General features: G+C 72.1%; 18 protein-coding genes. 11 read left to right on the top strand and 7 right to left on the bottom strand.

Features of this window, described 5'->3' with window-relative positions; translation table 11 throughout:
• The first annotated feature begins 60 nt into the window (after positions 1–60).
• From IEY96_RS01190 to IEY96_RS01175, 4 genes are all read left to right on the top strand, one after another.
• The gene (locus IEY96_RS01190) at positions 61–660 is read left to right on the top strand and encodes a PadR family transcriptional regulator (RefSeq protein ID WP_189193569.1); all 600 of its coding nucleotides are present in this window, start codon (positions 61–63) and stop codon (positions 658–660) included.
• 118 nt (positions 661–778) lie between these two features.
• On the top strand, positions 779–1,738 hold the full coding sequence (locus IEY96_RS01185; protein WP_189192938.1) for an ATP-binding cassette domain-containing protein: 960 nt from the start codon (positions 779–781) through the stop codon (positions 1,736–1,738).
• Positions 1,739–1,755: 17 nt separating this feature from the next.
• Complete coding sequence (locus IEY96_RS01180) at positions 1,756–2,511, top strand: ABC transporter permease (protein ID WP_107076419.1); 756 nt, start codon at positions 1,756–1,758, stop codon at positions 2,509–2,511.
• 64 nt (positions 2,512–2,575) lie between these two features.
• Positions 2,576–3,850, top strand: a complete 1,275-nt coding sequence (locus IEY96_RS01175) for an MFS transporter (RefSeq protein WP_189192937.1) — start codon at positions 2,576–2,578, stop codon at positions 3,848–3,850.
• Between the two features lie 96 nt (positions 3,851–3,946).
• Here IEY96_RS01175 and IEY96_RS01170 read toward each other — a convergent pair whose 3' ends face one another.
• The 5 genes from IEY96_RS01170 to IEY96_RS01150 form a co-directional block, all read right to left on the bottom strand.
• Complete coding sequence (locus tag IEY96_RS01170; protein ID WP_189192936.1) at positions 3,947–4,600, bottom strand: O-methyltransferase; 654 nt, start codon at positions 4,598–4,600, stop codon at positions 3,947–3,949.
• A gap of 9 nt (positions 4,601–4,609) precedes the next feature.
• A complete protein-coding gene (locus IEY96_RS01165) occupies positions 4,610–5,266 on the bottom strand; it encodes a Maf family protein (protein ID WP_189192935.1) in 657 nt (218 codons plus the stop codon).
• 10 nt (positions 5,267–5,276) lie between these two features.
• Positions 5,277–6,386, bottom strand: coding sequence for a S8 family serine peptidase (locus IEY96_RS01160; RefSeq protein ID WP_189193568.1), 1,110 nt, complete (start codon positions 6,384–6,386; stop codon positions 5,277–5,279).
• 1,417 nt (positions 6,387–7,803) lie between these two features.
• The gene (locus IEY96_RS01155; RefSeq protein WP_189192934.1) at positions 7,804–8,256 is read right to left on the bottom strand and encodes a hypothetical protein; all 453 of its coding nucleotides are present in this window, start codon (positions 8,254–8,256) and stop codon (positions 7,804–7,806) included.
• A gap of 101 nt (positions 8,257–8,357) precedes the next feature.
• Positions 8,358–8,570 carry an acyl-CoA carboxylase subunit epsilon gene (locus IEY96_RS01150; protein ID WP_189192933.1) on the bottom strand — a complete coding sequence of 71 codons (213 nt, stop codon included), beginning with the start codon at positions 8,568–8,570 and terminating at the stop codon, positions 8,358–8,360.
• A 92-nt stretch (positions 8,571–8,662) separates the two neighbouring features.
• Here IEY96_RS01150 and IEY96_RS01145 point away from each other — a divergent pair, with 92 nt between their 5' ends.
• A complete protein-coding gene (locus tag IEY96_RS01145; protein ID WP_189192932.1) occupies positions 8,663–10,648 on the top strand; it encodes a serine/threonine-protein kinase in 1,986 nt (661 codons plus the stop codon).
• 89 nt (positions 10,649–10,737) lie between these two features.
• Positions 10,738–10,968: a hypothetical protein gene (locus tag IEY96_RS01140; RefSeq protein WP_189192931.1), complete on the top strand. Its 231-nt coding sequence runs from the start codon at positions 10,738–10,740 to the stop codon at positions 10,966–10,968.
• Positions 10,969–11,064: 96 nt separating this feature from the next.
• On the opposite strand, the gene IEY96_RS01135 is transcribed toward IEY96_RS01140, so the two are convergent.
• On the bottom strand, positions 11,065–11,820 hold the full coding sequence (locus IEY96_RS01135) for a GH25 family lysozyme (protein ID WP_148426409.1): 756 nt from the start codon (positions 11,818–11,820) through the stop codon (positions 11,065–11,067).
• A 221-nt stretch (positions 11,821–12,041) separates the two neighbouring features.
• On the opposite strand from IEY96_RS01135, the gene IEY96_RS01130 reads away from it, so the two are divergent.
• From IEY96_RS01130 to IEY96_RS01115, 4 genes are all read left to right on the top strand, one after another.
• Positions 12,042–12,785, top strand: coding sequence for a M50 family metallopeptidase (locus tag IEY96_RS01130; RefSeq protein ID WP_189192930.1), 744 nt, complete (start codon positions 12,042–12,044; stop codon positions 12,783–12,785).
• A gap of 80 nt (positions 12,786–12,865) precedes the next feature.
• Positions 12,866–13,849 carry a ketopantoate reductase family protein gene (locus IEY96_RS01125; RefSeq protein WP_189192929.1) on the top strand — a complete coding sequence of 328 codons (984 nt, stop codon included), beginning with the start codon at positions 12,866–12,868 and terminating at the stop codon, positions 13,847–13,849.
• Between the two features lie 61 nt (positions 13,850–13,910).
• Positions 13,911–14,414, top strand: a complete 504-nt coding sequence (locus tag IEY96_RS01120; protein WP_189192928.1) for a SigE family RNA polymerase sigma factor — start codon at positions 13,911–13,913, stop codon at positions 14,412–14,414.
• Entirely contained in the window at positions 14,407–15,285 is an 879-nt protein-coding gene (locus IEY96_RS01115; RefSeq protein WP_189192927.1) for a hypothetical protein, read from the top strand. Before IEY96_RS01120 ends, IEY96_RS01115 begins: the two co-directional genes overlap by 8 nt.
• A gap of 49 nt (positions 15,286–15,334) precedes the next feature.
• Here the strand turns inward: IEY96_RS01115 and IEY96_RS01110 are convergent, their stop codons facing one another.
• On the bottom strand, positions 15,335–16,918 hold the full coding sequence (locus tag IEY96_RS01110; RefSeq protein ID WP_189192926.1) for an acyl-CoA carboxylase subunit beta: 1,584 nt from the start codon (positions 16,916–16,918) through the stop codon (positions 15,335–15,337).
• Between the two features lie 96 nt (positions 16,919–17,014).
• Here IEY96_RS01110 and IEY96_RS01105 point away from each other — a divergent pair, with 96 nt between their 5' ends.
• The gene (locus IEY96_RS01105) at positions 17,015–17,890 is read left to right on the top strand and encodes a biotin--[acetyl-CoA-carboxylase] ligase (RefSeq protein ID WP_189192925.1); all 876 of its coding nucleotides are present in this window, start codon (positions 17,015–17,017) and stop codon (positions 17,888–17,890) included.
• Positions 17,891–17,923: the final 33 nt, after the last annotated feature.

The raw sequence follows: 17,923 nt of genomic DNA, 5'->3' as shown, positions 1-17,923 counted from the left end.
GTGGGATGCCGCACTGTAGTCAAATTTGGCTATTACGCTTGCCCGGTGTCGGCGACGCGGATGATGATTCTGGGCCTGGTCAGGTGGATGCAGCCGGTGCACGGCTACGACGTGCGCCGTGAGCTGCTGAGTTGGAGCGCGGACAAGTGGGCCAACGTGCAGCCCGGTTCGATCTACCACGCGCTGCGCAAGCTCACCGACGAGGGGCTGCTCCGGACGGTCTCCGTCGAGCAGGTCGGCGCCCGCCCCGCCCGCACCACGTACGAGGTGACGGCGAAGGGCGAGGAGGAGTTCGAGACCCTGCTGCGGGCGCAGTGGTGGCAGCTCAACGAGCCGCCGGACCCGTTCGTGGCGGCCTTTTCGTTCCTGCCCGCGATGCCCCGCGACGAGGCCGCCGCGGCCCTGCGCAACCGGGCGAACCTCCTCCGGGCCGGCGTCGAGTCGATGCGTGCCTCGTTGGACTCGGACTGGGTGCGCAACCGCAAGCCGGTGCACGTCGGCTGGATGTTCGAGCTCTGGCTGGCCCGGGCCGAGGCGGAGATGGCCTGGTGCGAGCGGATCGCCGAGCGGATCGAGTCCGGAGTGTCGTACCTGCCTGCTGGGCTGGAGCAGGCCGAGGGATGGTCGGGCTGGAAGGACGGCACCCCCGACGCGGAATAATCAACGTTGACCACAAGAGTTATATCGCGTTAGTCTCTGCGCGAGCCGTGGGGGAGCCGTGCGTCCTCGCGGACCATCGACGGCCGGTCGCGTCCGGCCCGGAGGACCAGGAGCAGACATGATCGAGACCAGGGGGCTGCGGAAGTCGTTCCGCTCCCGCGCGGGTCGCGAGACGAAGACCGTGGACGCGGTCCGCGGCGTCAACCTCGAGGTGGCCGAGGGGGAGATCTTCGGTTTCCTCGGCCCCAACGGTGCCGGCAAGACCACCACGCTGCGGATGCTCGCCACCCTCATCGAGCCGGACGGCGGCGAGGCCGCCATCGCCGGGGCCGACCTGCGCAAGGACCCGGCCGAGGTGCGCCGGCGGATCGGCTACGTGGCCCAGGGCGGCAGCACCTGGGACGAGTCGACCGCCCGCGAGGAGCTGGTGCTGCACGCCCGGCTCTACGGCATCGCCAAGGCCGAGGCGCACCGCCGCGCCGCCCGCGCCCTGGACGCCTTCCAGCTCAGCGAGTACGCCGACCGCAAGTGCAAGACCTACTCCGGCGGCCAGCGCCGCCGGGTCGAGATCGCGCTCGGCATCATCCACGAACCCAAGATCGTCTTCCTGGACGAGCCGACCACGGGCCTCGACCCGCAGAGCCGGGCGCACATGTGGGACGAAATCCGCCGGCTGCGCACCGAGGGCATGACCGTCTTCATCACGACGCACTACCTCGACGAGGCCGACGCGCTCTGCGACCGGATCGCGATCATGGACCACGGCGAGGTGGTCGCGGAGGGCACCCCGGCCGAGCTGAAGCGCGAGATCTCCGGCGAGGTCGTGCTGGTCGGCCTCGACGCGGCCACCACCCCGCGTGCCGCCGAACTGCTCGACACCGAGGCGTACGTCAGCAAGCTGGAGACCGCCGACGAGGGCGGCCTGCGCCTCTACGTCGACGAGGGCGCCACCGCCATCCCGCAGGTGCTGCGCCGCCTCGACCACGCCGGGCTGGAGCTGCGCTCGATCGAGCTGCACCGTCCCAGCCTCGACGACGTCTTCCTCACCAAGACCGGCCGCTCGCTGCGCGAGTCCTGACCACCGGGAGAACTGTCATGAAACTCGCCCGCGACACCTGGCTGATCTTCCAGCGCCAGATCCAGCTGCTGCTGCGCAACCCCGTCTGGGTCTTCGTCGGCGTCTTCCAGCCGGTGATGTACCTGCTGCTCTTCGCCCCGCTGCTCAAGCCCGCCCTGAACGCGCCGACCCAGGCCGAGGCCTACAAGATCTTCGTGCCCGGCCTGCTGGTGCTGCTGGCCATCTTCGGCGGCCTGTTCCAGGGCTTCGGCCTCATCGCCGAGCTGCGCGCCGGGGTCATCGAGCGGTCCCGCGTCACCCCGGTCAGCCGGCTCGCCCTGCTGCTCGGCCGCTCGCTGCGGGACGTGGTCTCGCTGGTCGCGCAGGCCGTCATCATCACCCTGCTCGCGCTCCTGTTCGACCTGCGCGTCTTCATCGGCTACCTCCTGCTCGCGTACCTGATGCTCGCGCTCATCGCGCTGATGACCTCGGCCGTCTCCTACGGCGTCGCGCTCAAGGTCAAGAGCGAGGACGCGCTGGCCCCGCTCATGAACACCGTGGCCCAGCCGGTGCTGCTGCTCTCCGGGATCCTGCTCCCGCTGACCTTCGCCCCCGGCTGGCTCCAGGGCGTCGCCAAGTGGAACCCGTTCTCCTGGTCGGTCGACGGCGTCCGGGCGCTCTTCGCCGGCGACCTGAGCAACGACAAGGTCTGGCAGGGCCTGACGATCATCGCGGTGCTCGCCGTCGCCGGGGTGGTCTGGGCCGCCCGGCAGTTCGCGCGCAGCGTTCGCTGAGCAGGACGAGAGCTGCCTCTCATCCAGGGCGGGGTGCCGGTCGCGCGCGCGTAGCGTAAGGCCGGTGCCCCGCCTCACCCGTGACCGGACGACCTGGCTGACCTACGCCCAGCTGGGGATGTGGGGCTTCTTCCTCTACGGGTTCGGTCCCGTCGTACCGCTGCTCCGGGACGAACAGGGCACCAGCGCCGCCGTCGCCGGCCTGCACAGCACCGGCATCGCGATCGGCGCGCTGGCCGGCGGTGCGCTCTTCGCGCCGGCCGCCCGCCGCCTCGGCCGCGGCCCGGCCATCTGGCTCGGGCTGGCCGGCGTGGCCGCCGGCGTCACCGCGCTCGGCCTGCTTCACCCGCTGCCCGCCACCATCGCCGCCGTCGCGGTCATCGCCACCTTCGGCATGATGGTGATCAGCGGGGTCAGCGTGGTGCTCACCGCCCACCACGGGCCCGCCGCGCCCGCCGCGCTCACCGAGGCCAACGCCGCCTGCGCCGGCATGGGCATCCTCGCGCCGCTGGTCATCGGCGCGACCGTGGACGCCGGCCTCGGCTGGCGGCCGGTGATGGCCGTCGAGGTCGGGCTCATCACGCTGGTCGCCCTCGCCGCCGTGACCTTCCGGGTACGCCTGCCGAAGACCGCCCCCGCTCCCGCGGCTGCCGCCGCGCCGCCCGCGCGCCGGATCTTGGAGACTTCCCGTTCGTCTCGAACGGAAACTGTCCAAGATCTCCGGCAGCGAGCGGTGCCGGGGCGGCTGCCGCCGGCGTACTGGATCGCCTGGGTGCTCATGTCGGTCACCGGTTCGATCGAGGTCTGCCTGTCGCTCTGGACCGCGGACGTGCTCCGCACCCACGCCGGGCTCAGCGCCGGTGGGGCCTCGGCGGCCGTCGCGGCGATCGTCTGCGGCATGTTCGTTGGCCGGCTGGCCGGTGGCCGGCTCGCGCTGCGCTGGCCGCCGGTGCCGCTGCTCGTCGCCGCGCTGACCGTCTCCCTGGCCGGGTTCGCGCTGTTCTGGTCCGCCCCCATCGGCTGGCTGGCCGTCACCGGCCTGGTCGTGCTCGGGCTGGGCAACGCCCTGCACTACCCCCTGGCGATCTCCATCGCCCTCGCCGTGGCAGGACCGGCCGCGGACAAGGCGGCCGGCTGGGCGTCGTACTCGATGGGTGTGGGTTTCGGGATCGCGCCGGTCGCGCTCGGCTGGGTGGCCGACGGCGTCGGCCCGCACCTGGCCTTCCTGCTCCTGCCCGGCTTCATCGCCGCGGCCATGCTCCTCGCCGTGCGGCTCGGCCGCGCCCTGCGCCTGTCCGCGCCCACCGAGGACCGGGCTCCGGTGGGCGCCGCCGCCTGACCGGCTCCCGCTCCCACGCCGGAGCGGTCTCTCCGCGCCGGCTCGGCGTGGTGGCGGTGTCCCGCAGACTCGGACCCGCCGCCTCGGCGTGCTGGGTCAGCGCACCCGGGCCAGCGTCACCCCGTCCGCGATGGGAAGCATGACCACCTCGACGCGGAAGTCGGCGAGGATCTCGTCGTTGAAGGCGGCGATGGCGCGGTCGTCGGCGTTCTGCGGGGCGAGCACCCGGCCGCCGCGCAGCGTGTTGTCCACGGCGATCACCGCGCCCTGGCGCATCCGGGGCACCAACTCGTCCCAGTAGACCGGGTAGCCGACCTTGTCGGCGTCGATGAACGCCAGGTCCAGGTAGCGCTCCTGCGGCAGCTGGCGCAGCGTCTCCGCGGCCGGACCGATACGCAGCTCGATCCGGTCCTGCACGCCGGCCCGGGTCCAGTAGCGCCGGGCCACGCCGGTGTACTCCTCCGAGATGTCGAAGCAGGTCAGGCGGCCACCCTCGGCGAGGCCCCGGGCGATGGCCAACGAGGAGAGCCCGGTGAACGTGCCCACCTCCACCGCCTGCCGGACGCCGAGCAGCCGGGTCAGGAAGGTCAGGAACGCGGCCTGCTCCGGCGCGACCTGCATGTCCGCCTGGGCGGGAAGAGCGGCGCGGGTCTCCTCGGCCAGCTCCCGGACGATCTCGTCGGGGGCGGACCCGTGCGCCACGAGGTACGCGTGCAGTTCCGGGGTCAGCGGCAACGGCTTCGTGCTCATGACCGGACGTTAGCCGAGATGCTCGATCTCCTGGCCCCCAGGCGCGACCTTCGTCCACAGGTCGGTGATGTTCAGCTCCAACTCGGCGAGGAGACCACGCAGCAGCGGCAGGGAGAGCCCCACCACCGTGCCCGGGTCGCCCTCGATGCCGGTCAGGAACGCCCCGCCCAGACCGTCGATGGTGAACGCCCCGGCGACGGCGAGCGGCTCACCCGTCGCCACGTACGCGGCGATCTCCGCGTCACTGATGTCGGCGAAGTGCACAGTCGTCGAGGCGACCGCCTCCGCGCGGGACTCGTGCACCACGTCGATCAGACAATGACCCGTGTGCAGCACCCCGCTGCGCCCGCGCATCCGCTCCCACCGCCGGGTGGCGTCCGCCGCGTCGGTCGGCTTGCCGAGAATCTCGCCGTCGAACGCCAGCACCGAGTCGCAGCCGAGCACGAGCGTCCGCTCGTCCGGGTTGGGACGCAGCCGGCCCAGCACCGCCTGCGCCTTCAACCGGGCCAGCTCCAGGCACAGCTCCTCGGCCCGATCGCTGACCACCTGCGACTCGTCGACGCCGCTCACCAGCACGTCAGGTTCGATCCCGGCGGCCTGGAGCAGCTTGCGGCGGGCGGGACTCTGCGAAGCGAGCACGAGGCGCAGCGGCACGGAGTTCAACACCCCACCGACGCTACCGGCTGATCCGCGGCGGCGGGTTGCCGGCACGTCGACGCCGGCGCCAGACCAGATAACCGCCACCGGCCGCGAGCAGCACGCCCAGCGTCGCCAGGCCGCGCGCGGTCGAGTTGTCGTCACTGCTGTCGTGCGCCGCCGTCGAGGTGGGTGCGGTGACCGATGGTGTTTCGAAGCCGAGTGGGGGGACATCGGCGGTGAGGGCGGCGACCAGGTCGATGACGCCGTAGCCGTACTCGTCGTCGCGACCGGGTGGGCCCTTGTCGATCGCGGTGGCGGTCAGGCGGTGGGCGACCTCCTGGGCGGGGAGATCGGGGTACTTGGAACGGATCAGCGCGGCGGCCCCGGCCACGATCGCAGTGGCACTTGAGGTCCCTGTTCCCTTTGCGTACTTGCCGCCGTAGCTAGTGCTGTAGATGTCTGCAGCCGGTGCTACGACGTCGATTTCCGGACCGGTAACGGATATGGACGCAAGGCGGCCCGTCTTGTCGGTCCCGCCGACGGCGACTACACCTTGTTCGGACGCTGGATAGCCAACGCCTGAATCCTCTGGACGGTTACCGGCTGCCGCGACTACAACGATGTTTGCCTCTATGGCGGCTCGTACTGCCTGTTGGAGACGTACGCTCGCCCCTGCAACCGACGAGATGCTGATTACGTCGGCATGATTAGCCGTCGCCCACTCAACACCAGCTGCCAGATCTTCCGTGCTGCCTTGTTGGAGGTCAGGTTGGACGCGCACAGGGAGAACCTTGGCTCGGGGAGCGATCCCGAGGGCACCACCGCCCTTGCCTTGTCCGTGAGCGGCGATCAAGCCAGCCATCAACGTCCCATGGCTTGAAGGGGCTTGTCGGTTTACCGGACTGCTCGTGGTGATGTCGATGCCCGGCAGTACGTTCCCGCGCAAATCGGGATGGTCGAAAACCCGGGTGTCCGCAACGGCGACTATGACACCCGCCCCCTGGCTTATCTGATGCACCTTGGCTATGTCGAGGTACTGCAGGTGCCATTGCTCCCTGCGCACTTGGCTAGGCCCGACCGTTGTGCTCAGTGCGACAGGCTGCGGAGTCGTTAGGGCTAGTGAGAGCGAGGCGACCAGTGCGGCCAGGTAGTTAGCTTCATTCACCGGTCGAGGCCGATAGCTGGTCCCGGGTCTGTGGGTCCATCCTCGTCTGGTGGACGTACTACCGGAGACACCCCTTCGTCAACCTCCCACGGATTGTCCGGGTCCCAGGATCGTGACTTCTGGTCAGGTGGTGGCTTGCGGTTGCCATTACCGGAGAAGCCATGCAGGCCAGCAGGAGAGCTGCTACCGGGGGCACCTCCGAACGGAGAGAGGCCGCTGTGTACACCGAATTGGGACCCCCGGCCCGACCCGGGACGGGACCCAGCTGCACCGCTTGGGGCGGTGCCAGCAGCCCCGCCGCCAATCACGCCCCCGATAGGGTTGACTCGGCGGGAGGCACCCTTACTTCCTGGTTGGTTGGCGCTGGGAGTGCCACCTATAAGCCCCCCAGGTGGCAACGGTCGAGGCGTCGAATGCGGTAGAGCGCCTGCGCCGCCGCTTGCGGGCGTGTTGATTGGGTGCGGCGGCCCTGGTGTTGAATTCGGTGCCCTGCCCGCAAAGGGGGAGTTTGGCCGGTAGCCATTTGTTGGGATCGGGCCGGCCGGGCCTACCGGCTGGCCGGATGCACCCGGGGTCGCGATGGACGGTGATCCGACAGTCGGAGAAGCCGGGGCGAAATTGCTCCCTACCCCGCCGAGGATCGGTCCGGCGCCAAGCACGGGTGGCGTGGTTGGTGGCGCTGTGACGGAAACGGGCTTGCGTGGATGATCTTGCGAGTGAGCTGGTGACGTTCTGCTTGCTGTTGGCACGGGCACGATAGGCGGGATTACCGGAACGGCTCCCAAGTGGTCAGATGGCGTGCTCTCATCTGGCTGGCGGCGGATGTTTGGTCTGGGTGGAGGTTGGCGGAGCATGACTTGGGCTTGTTGGAGTTCGCCGCTCAATCCCGTCATCAACCCGCGTGCCCGAGCATTCAACTGCTCCAGATCGCCGTCCGTCACCGGCGGCTTTTCCGGCAGCCGGCTCCCCGCCACCGCCTTCGGGTCGGCGAGGATCGCCTCGTACGCCCGCTTCTGCCGCACCTTCTCCGCGTACTCGTCATAGAGCGGTTGCAGTTCGGCGCGGGTGCTGCCGATGGCGCGGGTGGCGGCGGCGAGCGCGTCGTAGTTCGCGGCGGCGGCGTCGTGGGTGCGCTGCACCTGGTCGATGAGCTGGTCGAGTTCCCCGAGGTACGCCCGCGCGGCGGCGTTGGTCTCCGGTGGCCACGCCTCGGCGAGCCCGCGCCGGTATTCGCGCAGCCGGCTGAGGTGGGCCAGGGCGAGGTCGCAGACCTTGCGCCAGCCGGCGACCTGCTTCCACTGGCCGGTGGTGTCCTGGTCCTGGAGGCATGCCCACATGCTGAGCACGTCCATGAGCCGCCAGTCGGTGAGCCCGGAGGTGCGCCCGCTGCCCCGTTCGATCACGGCAGGACCACCCGGCCCTGCTCGGGTGCGGTGGGATCCGTCAGTGGCGGCACCGGGCGGGCCGCCGGGGTGGACGGCGCGGCGAGGGCGCGTTCCACATCGGCGACCCGGGCCGAGGAGAACGCGTCGGAGTCGCCGTACTTCGCGGCGATGTGGCCGGCGGCGCCGGCGAGCCGGCCGGTGGCCGGGGCCAGGTCCCAGACCATGCTGACCGTGGCCTGCTGGGTCTCGTGGTGGGCCTGGAGGAACTGGACCAGCTCGATGAACGCGTCGGCCGGGTTGGGGACCGGGGCCTTCATGTCGTCCGCGATGTACGACAGGTGGGGGGCGTAGTTGCGGGTCACCTCGTCCTGGAGCCGGTCGGCGAACTCGCGCATCCGTCGGATGTCGGCCTCGATGCCGCCGTAGTCACGCAGCCAACCGGCCGGCTGGTTGTCCTCCGGGATCATCGACCCTCCCTGCCCGTCACCGCACGGTTTCCCTCAGTGAGGTTAATGGCTCGTCGCGGATCCCGGCAGTCCTGATGCGCGGGCGGCGTACCCGGGAAGGGTCAGCGGGGGAGGCCGGAGGCGCGCCACGCGCCGGGGCCGGCGACCGGCGCCGCGCCGGCCGGACGGGCGCTGCGCGCCCACTGCGACACGGCGGCCGGCGCGGTGGCAGCGGCCGGTCGCGTCCGCACCACGATCGCGCCGACCAGGGCGGCCAGTTCCTCGGCGGTGGGCACGCCGCGGACGATCCGGAACAGCGGCTCTTCGGCAGACATGCCGACAGGGTACGCGTCCAGAACTTGACCTTCACCGCACAGTGGCGTGCCGCCGGTGTACGCGTCGGGGCTGCCGGGTACGGTTTCAGGCGATGTCTAGCGCGCTCCCCCAACTCGTCGCCGACCGGTACCGGCTCATCTCGCCGCTCGGCCAGGGCGGCATGGGTCGGGTGTGGAAGGCGCGCGACGAAGTACTGCACCGCGACGTGGCGATCAAGGAACTCGTCCCGCCGCCCAGCCTCACGCCCGAAGAGCGCCGCGAGATGCGGGAACGCTCGTTGCGGGAGGCCCGGGCCATCGCCCGGCTCAACAACGTCAACGTGGTCCGCATCTTCGACGTGCTGCGCACCGACGGCGATCCGTGGATCGTCATGGAGTACGTGGCGTCGAAGTCCCTGCAGGACACCATCGCCGAGGACGGCCCGGTGTCGCCGGCGAAGGCCGTCGAGATCGGTCTCGGCGTGCTGGGCGCGCTGAAGGCCGCGCACAAGGCCGGCATCATGCACCGCGACGTGAAGCCGGGCAACGTGCTGCTCGGCAACGACGGCCGGGTGGTGCTCACCGACTTCGGTCTGGCCACGATCCCGGGCGACCCCAACGTGACCCGCACCGGCATGGTGCTCGGCTCGCCCGCGTACATCGCGCCGGAGCGGGCGAAGGACGGCACGGCGGGGCCGGAGGCCGACCTCTGGTCGCTGGGCGCCACGCTCTACGCCGCCGTCGAGGGCAAGTCGCCCTACGCGCGGCCCTCGGCGATCGCCACCCTGGCCGCGCTCGCCACCGAGCCGCTGCCGCCGCCGAAGAACGCCGGGCCGCTGAAGCCGGTGCTCCAGGGTCTGCTGCGCAAGGACCCGGAGGAGCGGATCACCGCCGAGGTCGCGGAGCGCATGCTGCGCAAGGCCGCGGGGCGGCGGGCCAAGGGCATCTCGCTGCTGGACGGCGTACGCCGGCCGGGGCCGAACGGTCCGCGCGGGCCGCGCCCGCCGCTGGTGCCGGCGCCGCGTCCGGCCGACGACCAGGCCGAGCCGCCGGTGACCCCGGCGCCGCGCAAGCCCGACGGGGGTACGGCCGCGGCCGCCGCCGCGGGTGCCGCGGGGATCGCGGGCGCCACCGCCAAGATGCCGGCCGGCGCGGACGCCACGCCCACTGCGAAGGTGGCCCCGCCGGTCGCCGAACCGACCACCAAGCTCGACGCCGAGCCGGCTGCCGACGACACCGGTCTGGACGGTGCCGATCCGGCCCTGGACGAGACGCGGCTGGACGGCGAGCCGGTGGTGGAGCCGCCGGCCCCGCCGAGGAACCCCACGTCGGTGCTGGCCGAGCCGGTCAGCCCGGCGCCGTCGACCGGCCGGGCGGCGGTGATCCCGGGCACGAAGCCGGAGCGCAACAGGCGCAACCTGCTGATCGGCGCAGTTGTCGCGGTGCTGCTGGTCGGCCTGGCGGTGGCCGTGCCACTGCTCAACTCCGGTGACGGCGGCAAGAAGGGCGGGCAGCAGGCCGCCACCACGTCGGCCGGGGCCCCACCCGCGCCGGGAACCAGCGCCGCACCGGGTACCAGTGGTGCGCCGACCTCGGGCGCGCCGAGCAGCGCCCCGCCCAGCCCGACCCCCTCGGCGTCCGCCGGCGCCCTGCCCGCGGGCTGGCGCTACTACAAGGGCCCGAACGGCTTCCAGGTGCCGATCCCCGACGGCTGGCAGGCCCGCGTCCGCTCCGACAACGTGGTGCTCTACGAGGTCGGCGGGGCGCGCCGGGTGCTCTTCATCCAGTGGACCGACTCGCCCAAGAAGGACGCGTACGCCGACTGGCAGGCGCAGGAGTCCAGCCGCCGGAACTACGTCGACAACTACAAGCTGGTCGGCATCACCCGCTGCGACGGCTACTACCGCACCTGCGCCGACTGGGACTGGCTGGAGACGCGCAACGGCGGAACCCGTTTCCACGTGCGCAACCGGGGTGTGGCCACCGCCAGCAACCGGGGCTACGCCCTGCGCTGGGAGGTCCCGGCGAACGCGTGGGACGCCAACCTGGCCAACTGGGAGATCATCACCAAGGGCTTCAAGCCCGACCGGGTGAACTGACCCAGCGAATCCCGCCGTTGCGAAACTGACTCGCATGGCCTTCCGTCCTCGGGGGTATTGAGACCGCGACGACGGAAGGAGGTACGACAATGGGTTACCGACACAAGGACACCGGTCCCCGGCTGGCACTGTGGATGCTTGTCGCGCTCGGGGACGTGGTCCTGCTGCTGGTGAGCGCCGGCCTGTCCGCGCCGGTCGCGGTGATCGGTGTCGTCGCCCTCACCGTCGCGGGGGTGGCGGCGTGGCGGCTGGCCCGCCGGACCACCCTGGCCGGGCGGGGCGCCGTCCCCGTGCCGGTCGCCTCGCGACGCAGGGCGTGACCCGGGCGGTAGGACGGCAGTGGCGGCAGCCGGACCAGCTGTCGACCTCGGTCGTAGCCGATCCCGCTGCCGCCGACTGGCGACCGTGGATGCCGGTCAGGCGGTGTTGTTGGCCAGGGCGATCAGCCGGGTGCGGTCACCGTTCCAGTAGTTGCGGTCGACGTTGCCGCTGATCCCGGAGACGCTGCCGGTGCTGGTGTACTGCCAGAAGCTCCACACCGGGGCGCCGGCCGGGAGGGCGCCGGGCGTGCTCGACCAGCGGGCCAGCCAGAGCGGGTGGTTGGCCCACGGGCCGGTCCAGCTGCCGGTGCACTGGTTCCACCAGCTGGTGGTGGTGTAGATGACCGCGTACCGGCCGGTGCGGGAGCGGTAGGTGTTGAGGAAGTCCTGGATCCAGTTGCGCATGCCGGTGGTGCTCAGGCCGTAGCAGTAACCCCCGCTGTACGGGTTGGCCTCGATGTCGAGCGCGGCGGGGAGCGTACGGCTGTCGGCCGACCAGGCGCCGCCGTTGCTGGCCAGGTAGCCGGCCTGGGTCGCGCCGGAGGAGATGTTCGGCCGGGCGAAGTGGTAGGCCCCGCGGATGACGCCGGCGTAGTAGGCGTTGGTGTAGTTGCTGTTGAAGTTCGGGTCCTTGTAGCTCGTGCCCTCGGTCGCCTTGATGAAGGCGAACTGGATGCCGGCGTTCCGCACGCTGGTCCAGTTGATGGTGCCCTGGTAGCGCGAGACGTCGATGCCGGGGGTGGTGGCCGCGGCGGCCGGTCCGGCGGTCGCGACGAGGCCCGCCGCCGCGGTGGCGGCGACGGTCAGGGCGGCGGCGAGCAGCCGCCGCACGGAAAGTCTGGTACGAGCCATTGATGCCTCCAGGACGTCAAATGATTGACGTCAATCTTTGGAGGTAAGTGCCCTAGATCGCAAGAGGGCTTAAAGAATTTTTCATAGACGGTTGTCGTCGCCTCGGTAACCCGTGCGGAGCGGTTCAGCGGAGGGTGGCCGGGTCGATCACCCGTCAGTCTCACAGCTGACGAGGCTGTGCAGGTCGAACGACACAGCCCAGGCCGGTAGGCTCCCCGCCCATGCCCCTGATCGACGGCCTCACCACCCTCTGGGACAAGCTGCTCGGCGCCCAGCCCGACCCGCCGCCGCTACTGGTGCTGCTGACCGCCGTCGTCGCGGTGGCGGTGGTCGCCACCCGGCTGCCGTGGCGGATCGCCCGCAACGCGGTGACCATCGCGCACGAGGGCGGCCACGCGCTCATGGCCCTGCTCACCGGCCGGCGGCTGCGCGGCATCCGGCTGCACTCGGACACCTCCGGGCTCACCCTCTCCGCCGGCCGCCCCACCGGCCCGGGGATGATCCTCACCCTGCTGGCCGGGTACGTCGCCCCGTCACTGATCGGTCTCGCCGGGGCGTGGCTGCTCGCCGGCAACCGGATCACCCTGCTGCTCTGGGTGGCGGTGGCGCTGCTGCTGGCCATGCTGGTGATGATCCGCAACGTCTTCGGTGTGCTGTCCCTGCTGGTCACCGGCGGCGTGGTGCTCGCCGTCTCCTGGTACGCCTCGGCGCAGGTGCAGGCGGCGTTCGCCTGGACGTCCGTCTGGTTCCTGCTCTTCGGCGGCGTCCGCCCGGTGATCGAGCTGCAACGGCTGCGCAGCCGGGGGCGGATGCCCGAGTCCGACGCGGACCAGCTCGCCCGGCTCACCCCCTTCCCGCCGCTGTTCTGGGTGACCGTGTTCCTGCTGGTCAGCCTGGCCGCGCTGGGCGCCGGCGCGCTGCTGCTCGCCGGCCCGATCCTCACCGACGCCGGGCTCACGATCTGACCGCTGCCCCCGGAACGCCGGCTCCCGATGTGGAGTGGATCACCCGGCGGGCCGGGCCGGGGCGGGGCAGAATCGGACGGGTGCGATACGTGATCATCGGCGCGGGCGCGGTCGGCGGCACCATCGGCGTACGGCTGGGGGAGGCCGGCCGCGACGTGACGCTGGTGGCCCGCGGCGCGCACCTGGACGCGCTCCGGGAGCGGGGCCTGACCCTGCGGACGCCGGACGGCACCGTCACCAGCCGGCTGCCCGCGGTGGCTGGGCCGGACGACCGCCCGCTGCCGGCGGACACCGTGCTGGTGCTCACGGTCAAGTCGCAGGACACCGCGGCGGCCCTGGCGACCTGGGTGGACACCCCGGTGGAGGGCGGCGGGACGGCGGGCGAGCGGCTGCCGATCGTGCTGGCCCAGAACGGCGTCGGCAACGAGCCGGCCGCGCTGCGGCTGTTCGCCCGGGTGCACCCGGTCTGCGTGTGGCTGCCCGCCACCCACCTGGAGCCCGGCGTGGTGGTGGCGAACGGGCACCCGCACCCGGGGATGCTGCACCTCGGCCGCTACCCGTCCGGCGCGGACGACACCAGCCGCGCGGTCGCCGCCGACCTGACCGCCGCCGGGTTCGTCGCGCCGGTCCGCGACGACGTGATGCGCTGGAAGTACGGCAAGCTCCTCGGCAACCTGGGCAACGGCCTCCAGGCGCTGCTCGGCCCGGACGTGCACGAGTCGCTGGCCGCCCGGGTGCGCGCCGAGGGCGAGGAGGCGCTGGCCGCAGCCGGCATCCCGCACACGACCCGCGAGGAGGAGGCCGCCGAGCGGGGCGAGCTGGTACGGCACCGGCCGGTCGACGGCGAGGAGCGGGCCGGCGGCTCCACCTGGCAGAGCCTGGCCCGGGGCGCCGGCTCCGCCGAGGCGGACCACCTGAACGGCGAGATCGTGCTGCTCGGCCGGCTGCACGGGGTGCCCACCCCGGCCAACGAGGCCGTCCAGGTCGCCGTCCGCCGGGCGGTCCGTGAACGCATCCCGGCCGGCGGCTTCCCCCTGGCCGAGCTGGAGAAATTGGTCGGCTGACGGCAACCCGTGGCCACCCGCCACGCGTGTCCCCTCCGACCGACGCGGGGGAGGTGGCGACGTGCCGGACGTCGAGGGGTTCGACGAGTTCTACCGGGGCAGCAGACAGCGGCTGCTCGGCTACGTCTTCGTGCTCACCGGCAACCTGGCCGAGGCTCAGGACTCCGTGCAGGAGGCGTACATCCGGGCCTGGCAGCGCTGGTCGACGATCAGCGGATACGACGACCCGGAGGCGTGGGTACGGGTCGTGGCCAGCCGGATCGCGGTGAGTCGCTGGCGCGGCCTGCGCAGCCGGACCCGCGCGTACCTGCGGCACGGGGCGCAGGAAAGCATCCCGGAGCCGAGCACCGACACGGTGGAGGTGGTGGCCGCGCTGCGTCGGCTGCCTGAGGAGCAGCGCATCGCCATCGCCCTCTACTACCTGCTCGGCATGCCGGTCGCCGAGGTCGCCCGGGAGATGTCGGCGCCGGTCGGCACCGTCAAGGCACGGCTCTCCCGGGGCCGGGCCGCCCTGGCCGGACTGCTCACGGTCGTGGATCTGGATGAGGAGGCCGCAGATGCGTGACGACGCGAGGTTCGTCGAACTGGTCCACCGCGACCTGCGGGAGGTCCGCTGGCCGGAGCCGACCGAGATCCGGGCGGCGGCCCGGCGTCGCAGCCGGCGTACGGCGATGGCGTCCGCCGCGGCAGTGTTGGTGGTCGCCTCGGTCTCCGCCGTCGGGGTGGGCTGGGCCGGGACCCCGGCGCCACCCCCGGCCGCCACGGCCGGCGGGCGCGCGGAGATCCCCGTGGAGGCGATGCTTACCCCGGCCGATGTGCCGGCGAAGAGTGACGAGCGGCTCGGTGACACGGGCATCGGTGAGGCGGTCCGGGTCGACGACGTCCTCCGGGCCTGCGCGCAGGACCAGGGGCTGCCGGCGGATGGGACCGTTTCCCGCTACTCCCGATCGCAGACCCTGATCGGGGCCGCCGCGGTGAAGGGCTTCGCCCCGAACCGGATGCCGGTCGTCAGTCAGGACGTCTACCGGCTGCCGGCCGGGGCGCCGGCCCGGGTCTTCGCCGAGCTCGACCGGCTCGTGGCGGCCTGCTCCTCGTGGCCGGAGGTGAGCCCGGTCCAGGGGGAGACGGGAACGGTCACCGCCACGGTGGTGCACCGCTGGACGGTGGCCGCGAGCGACTTCGCCGGTGACCAGGCGGTCCTGCTCCGGCACGCCATCTCCGTGCCGCTGGACCCGGCGACCGGCAAACCGGTCGGCATCACGCCCTTTCCGGAGGACAGGCTGGTCGTCCGGGTCGGAGATCTGGTCACCGTCCTGGTGCCGGGAGAGTCCCTACGCCTCGGCGTGCCGGGGAACAGGGTGACCCAGGCGCAACTGCTGGACCTTGCCCGTGCCGCGGCCGGCCGGATGTGCGCCGCGGCGAACCCCGGCTGCTGACGCGCCGAGGCCCCCGCCGGACGTGCGGCGAGGGCCTCGGCAGCGCTTGCTACAGCGGGATGTTGCCGTGCTTCTTCGGCGGCAGGGTCTCGCGCTTGGTGCGCAGCACCCGCAACGCCCGCACGACCTGGGTCCGCGTCTCGTGCGGCGGGATCACCCCGTCGACGTACCCGCGCTCGGCGGCGATGTACGGGTTGGCCAGGGTGTCCTCGTACTCGGCGATCTTCTCGGCCCGGACGGCGGCCGGGTCCTCGGCGTTCGCCAGCTCCGAGCGGTAGAGGATGTTCACCGCGCCCTGCGCCCCCATGACCGCGATCTGGGCGGTCGGCCAGGCGAAGTTCAGGTCCGCGCCGAGGTGCTTGGAGCCCATGACGTCGTACGCCCCGCCGTACGCCTTGCGGGTGATGACGGTGACCTTCGGGACGGTGGCCTCGGCGTACGCGTAGATGAGCTTCGCGCCGCGGCGGATGATGCCGTCCCACTCCTGCCCGGTGCCGGGGAGGAAGCCGGGGACGTCCACGAAGGTCAGCACCGGGATGTTGAACGCGTCGCAGGTGCGCACGAACCGGGCCGCCTTCTCCGAGGCGGCAATGTCGAGGGTGCCGGCGAAGTGCATGGGCTGGTTGGCGACCACTCCCACCGGGCGCCCCTCGACCCGGCCGAAGCCGACCACGAGGTTCTGCGCGTAGAGCGGCTGGACCTCCAGGAACTCGCCGTCGTCGAGGACGTGCTCGATGACCCGGTGCATGTCGTACGGCTGGTTGGCCGAGTCCGGGATCAGCGTGTCCAGCTCCCGGTCGGAGTCGGTGATGTCGAGGATCGCCGGCGAGTCGAAGACCACCGGCTCGTCCAGGTTGTTCGACGGCAGGTACGACAGCAGCGCCTTGACGTACTCGATCGCGTCCTCCTCGTCGGTGCCGAGGTAGTGCGCGTTGCCGCTGCGGGCGTTGTGGGTGCGGGCGCCGCCCAGCTCCTCCATGCCCACGTCCTCGCCGGTGACCGTCTTGATCACGTCGGGGCCCGTGATGAACATGTGCGAGGTCTGGTCGACCATCACGGTGAAGTCGGTGACGGCGGGGGAGTAGACCGCGCCACCCGCGCACGGACCCATGATCAGCGAGATCTGCGGGATGACGCCGCTGGCCCGCACGTTGCGGAAGAAGATCTCCCCGTAGAGGCCGAGCGAGGCGACGCCCTCCTGGATCCGCGCGCCGCCCGAGTCGTTGATGCCGACGACCGGGCAGCCGATCTTCATGGCCAGGTCCATCAGCTTGACGATCTTCTCGCCGAAGACCTCGCCGAGCGAGCCGCCGAAGACGGTGAAGTCCTGCGCGAAGACGCAGACCTGCCGGCCGTCCACCGTGCCGTAGCCGGTCACCACGCCGTCCCCGTACGGGCGGGTCTTCTCCAGCCCGAAGTTGGTCGAGCGGTGCCGGGCGAATTCGTCCAGCTCGACGAAGGAGCCCTCGTCGAGGAGCATCTCGATCCGCTCCCGAGCGGTCTTCTTGCCCCGCGCGTGCTGCTTCTCGACCGCGCGTGCCGACCCGGCGTGCACCGCCTCGTCGAGCCGTCGCTCCAGGTCCGCCAGCTTGCCGGCGGTCGTGTGGATGTTGATCCCGGTCTCGGTAGTCACCCAGGGAATATAACGATGGTTCAGGTGGGTGCCGCTGTGCAGTGCGCCTCACCGCTTCCCGGCGACCGGCCGGCGTGCGGGCCGTAGGCTGGCGGGATGCCCGGCTCGCCGTACACCGATCTGGACCGCCCGCCGCTGTCCGCGGCCCGGCTGCGCCGCGCGCTGGTCGCGCCGCACGGGCCCTGGCGCCGGCTGGAACTGCTCACCGAGACCGGCTCGACCAACGCCGATGTGGTCGAGGCCGCGCGCGGCGGCGAGCCGGAGGGTCTGGTGGTGGTCGCCGAGCGGCAGACCGCCGGCCGGGGCCGGCGCGGCCGCGTCTGGCAGTCGCCGCCGCGGGCCGGCATCGCGACCAGCGTCCTGCTCCGGCCGGGCGAGGCCGTCGCGGAGCGCGGCTGGGCGCCCGTGCCACCCTCGGGGTACGGCTGGATGCCGCTGCTGGCCGGGGTCGCGCTGGTCGAGGCGGTGGCCCGGCTGGCCGAGCTGGACGCCCGGCTCAAGTGGCCGAACGACCTGCTGCTGGACGGCGCGAAGTGCGCGGGCGTGCTGGCCGAGGCGGTGCCCGGCCCGGCGCCGGACCGGCCCCCGGCGATCGTGGTCGGCATCGGCCTCAACGTGACCCTGCGCGCCGACGAGCTGCCGGAGAACCCGACCGGGCTGCCGGCCACCTCGCTCCAGCTCGCCGGGGCCACCGCCACCGACCGGGACCCGTTGCTCCGGGCCCTGCTCCGCGCGCTCGCCGACTGGTACGAGCGCTGGCGTGACGCCGGCGGGGACGCGGTCGAAAGCGGCCTGCGGGACGCCTACCTGGCCGGCTGCGCCACGGTCGGCCGGCAGGTCCGCGTGCTGCTCCCGGACGGCCGGGAGGTACGCGGCACCGCCACCGGCGTGGACCCCGACGGTCAACTGCTGGTCGACGGCCCCGAGGGCGAGCTGCGCCTCGCCGCCGGGGACGTGCTCCACCTGCGGTGAACGGAAGGGCCCCGGTCAGCGCCTCCGCTGCGG

Source organism: Micromonospora fulviviridis (assembly GCF_014648395.1).
Lineage (GTDB): Bacteria > Actinomycetota > Actinomycetes > Mycobacteriales > Micromonosporaceae > Micromonospora > Micromonospora fulviviridis.
This window is presented reverse-complemented; position numbering and strand designations above follow the sequence as displayed.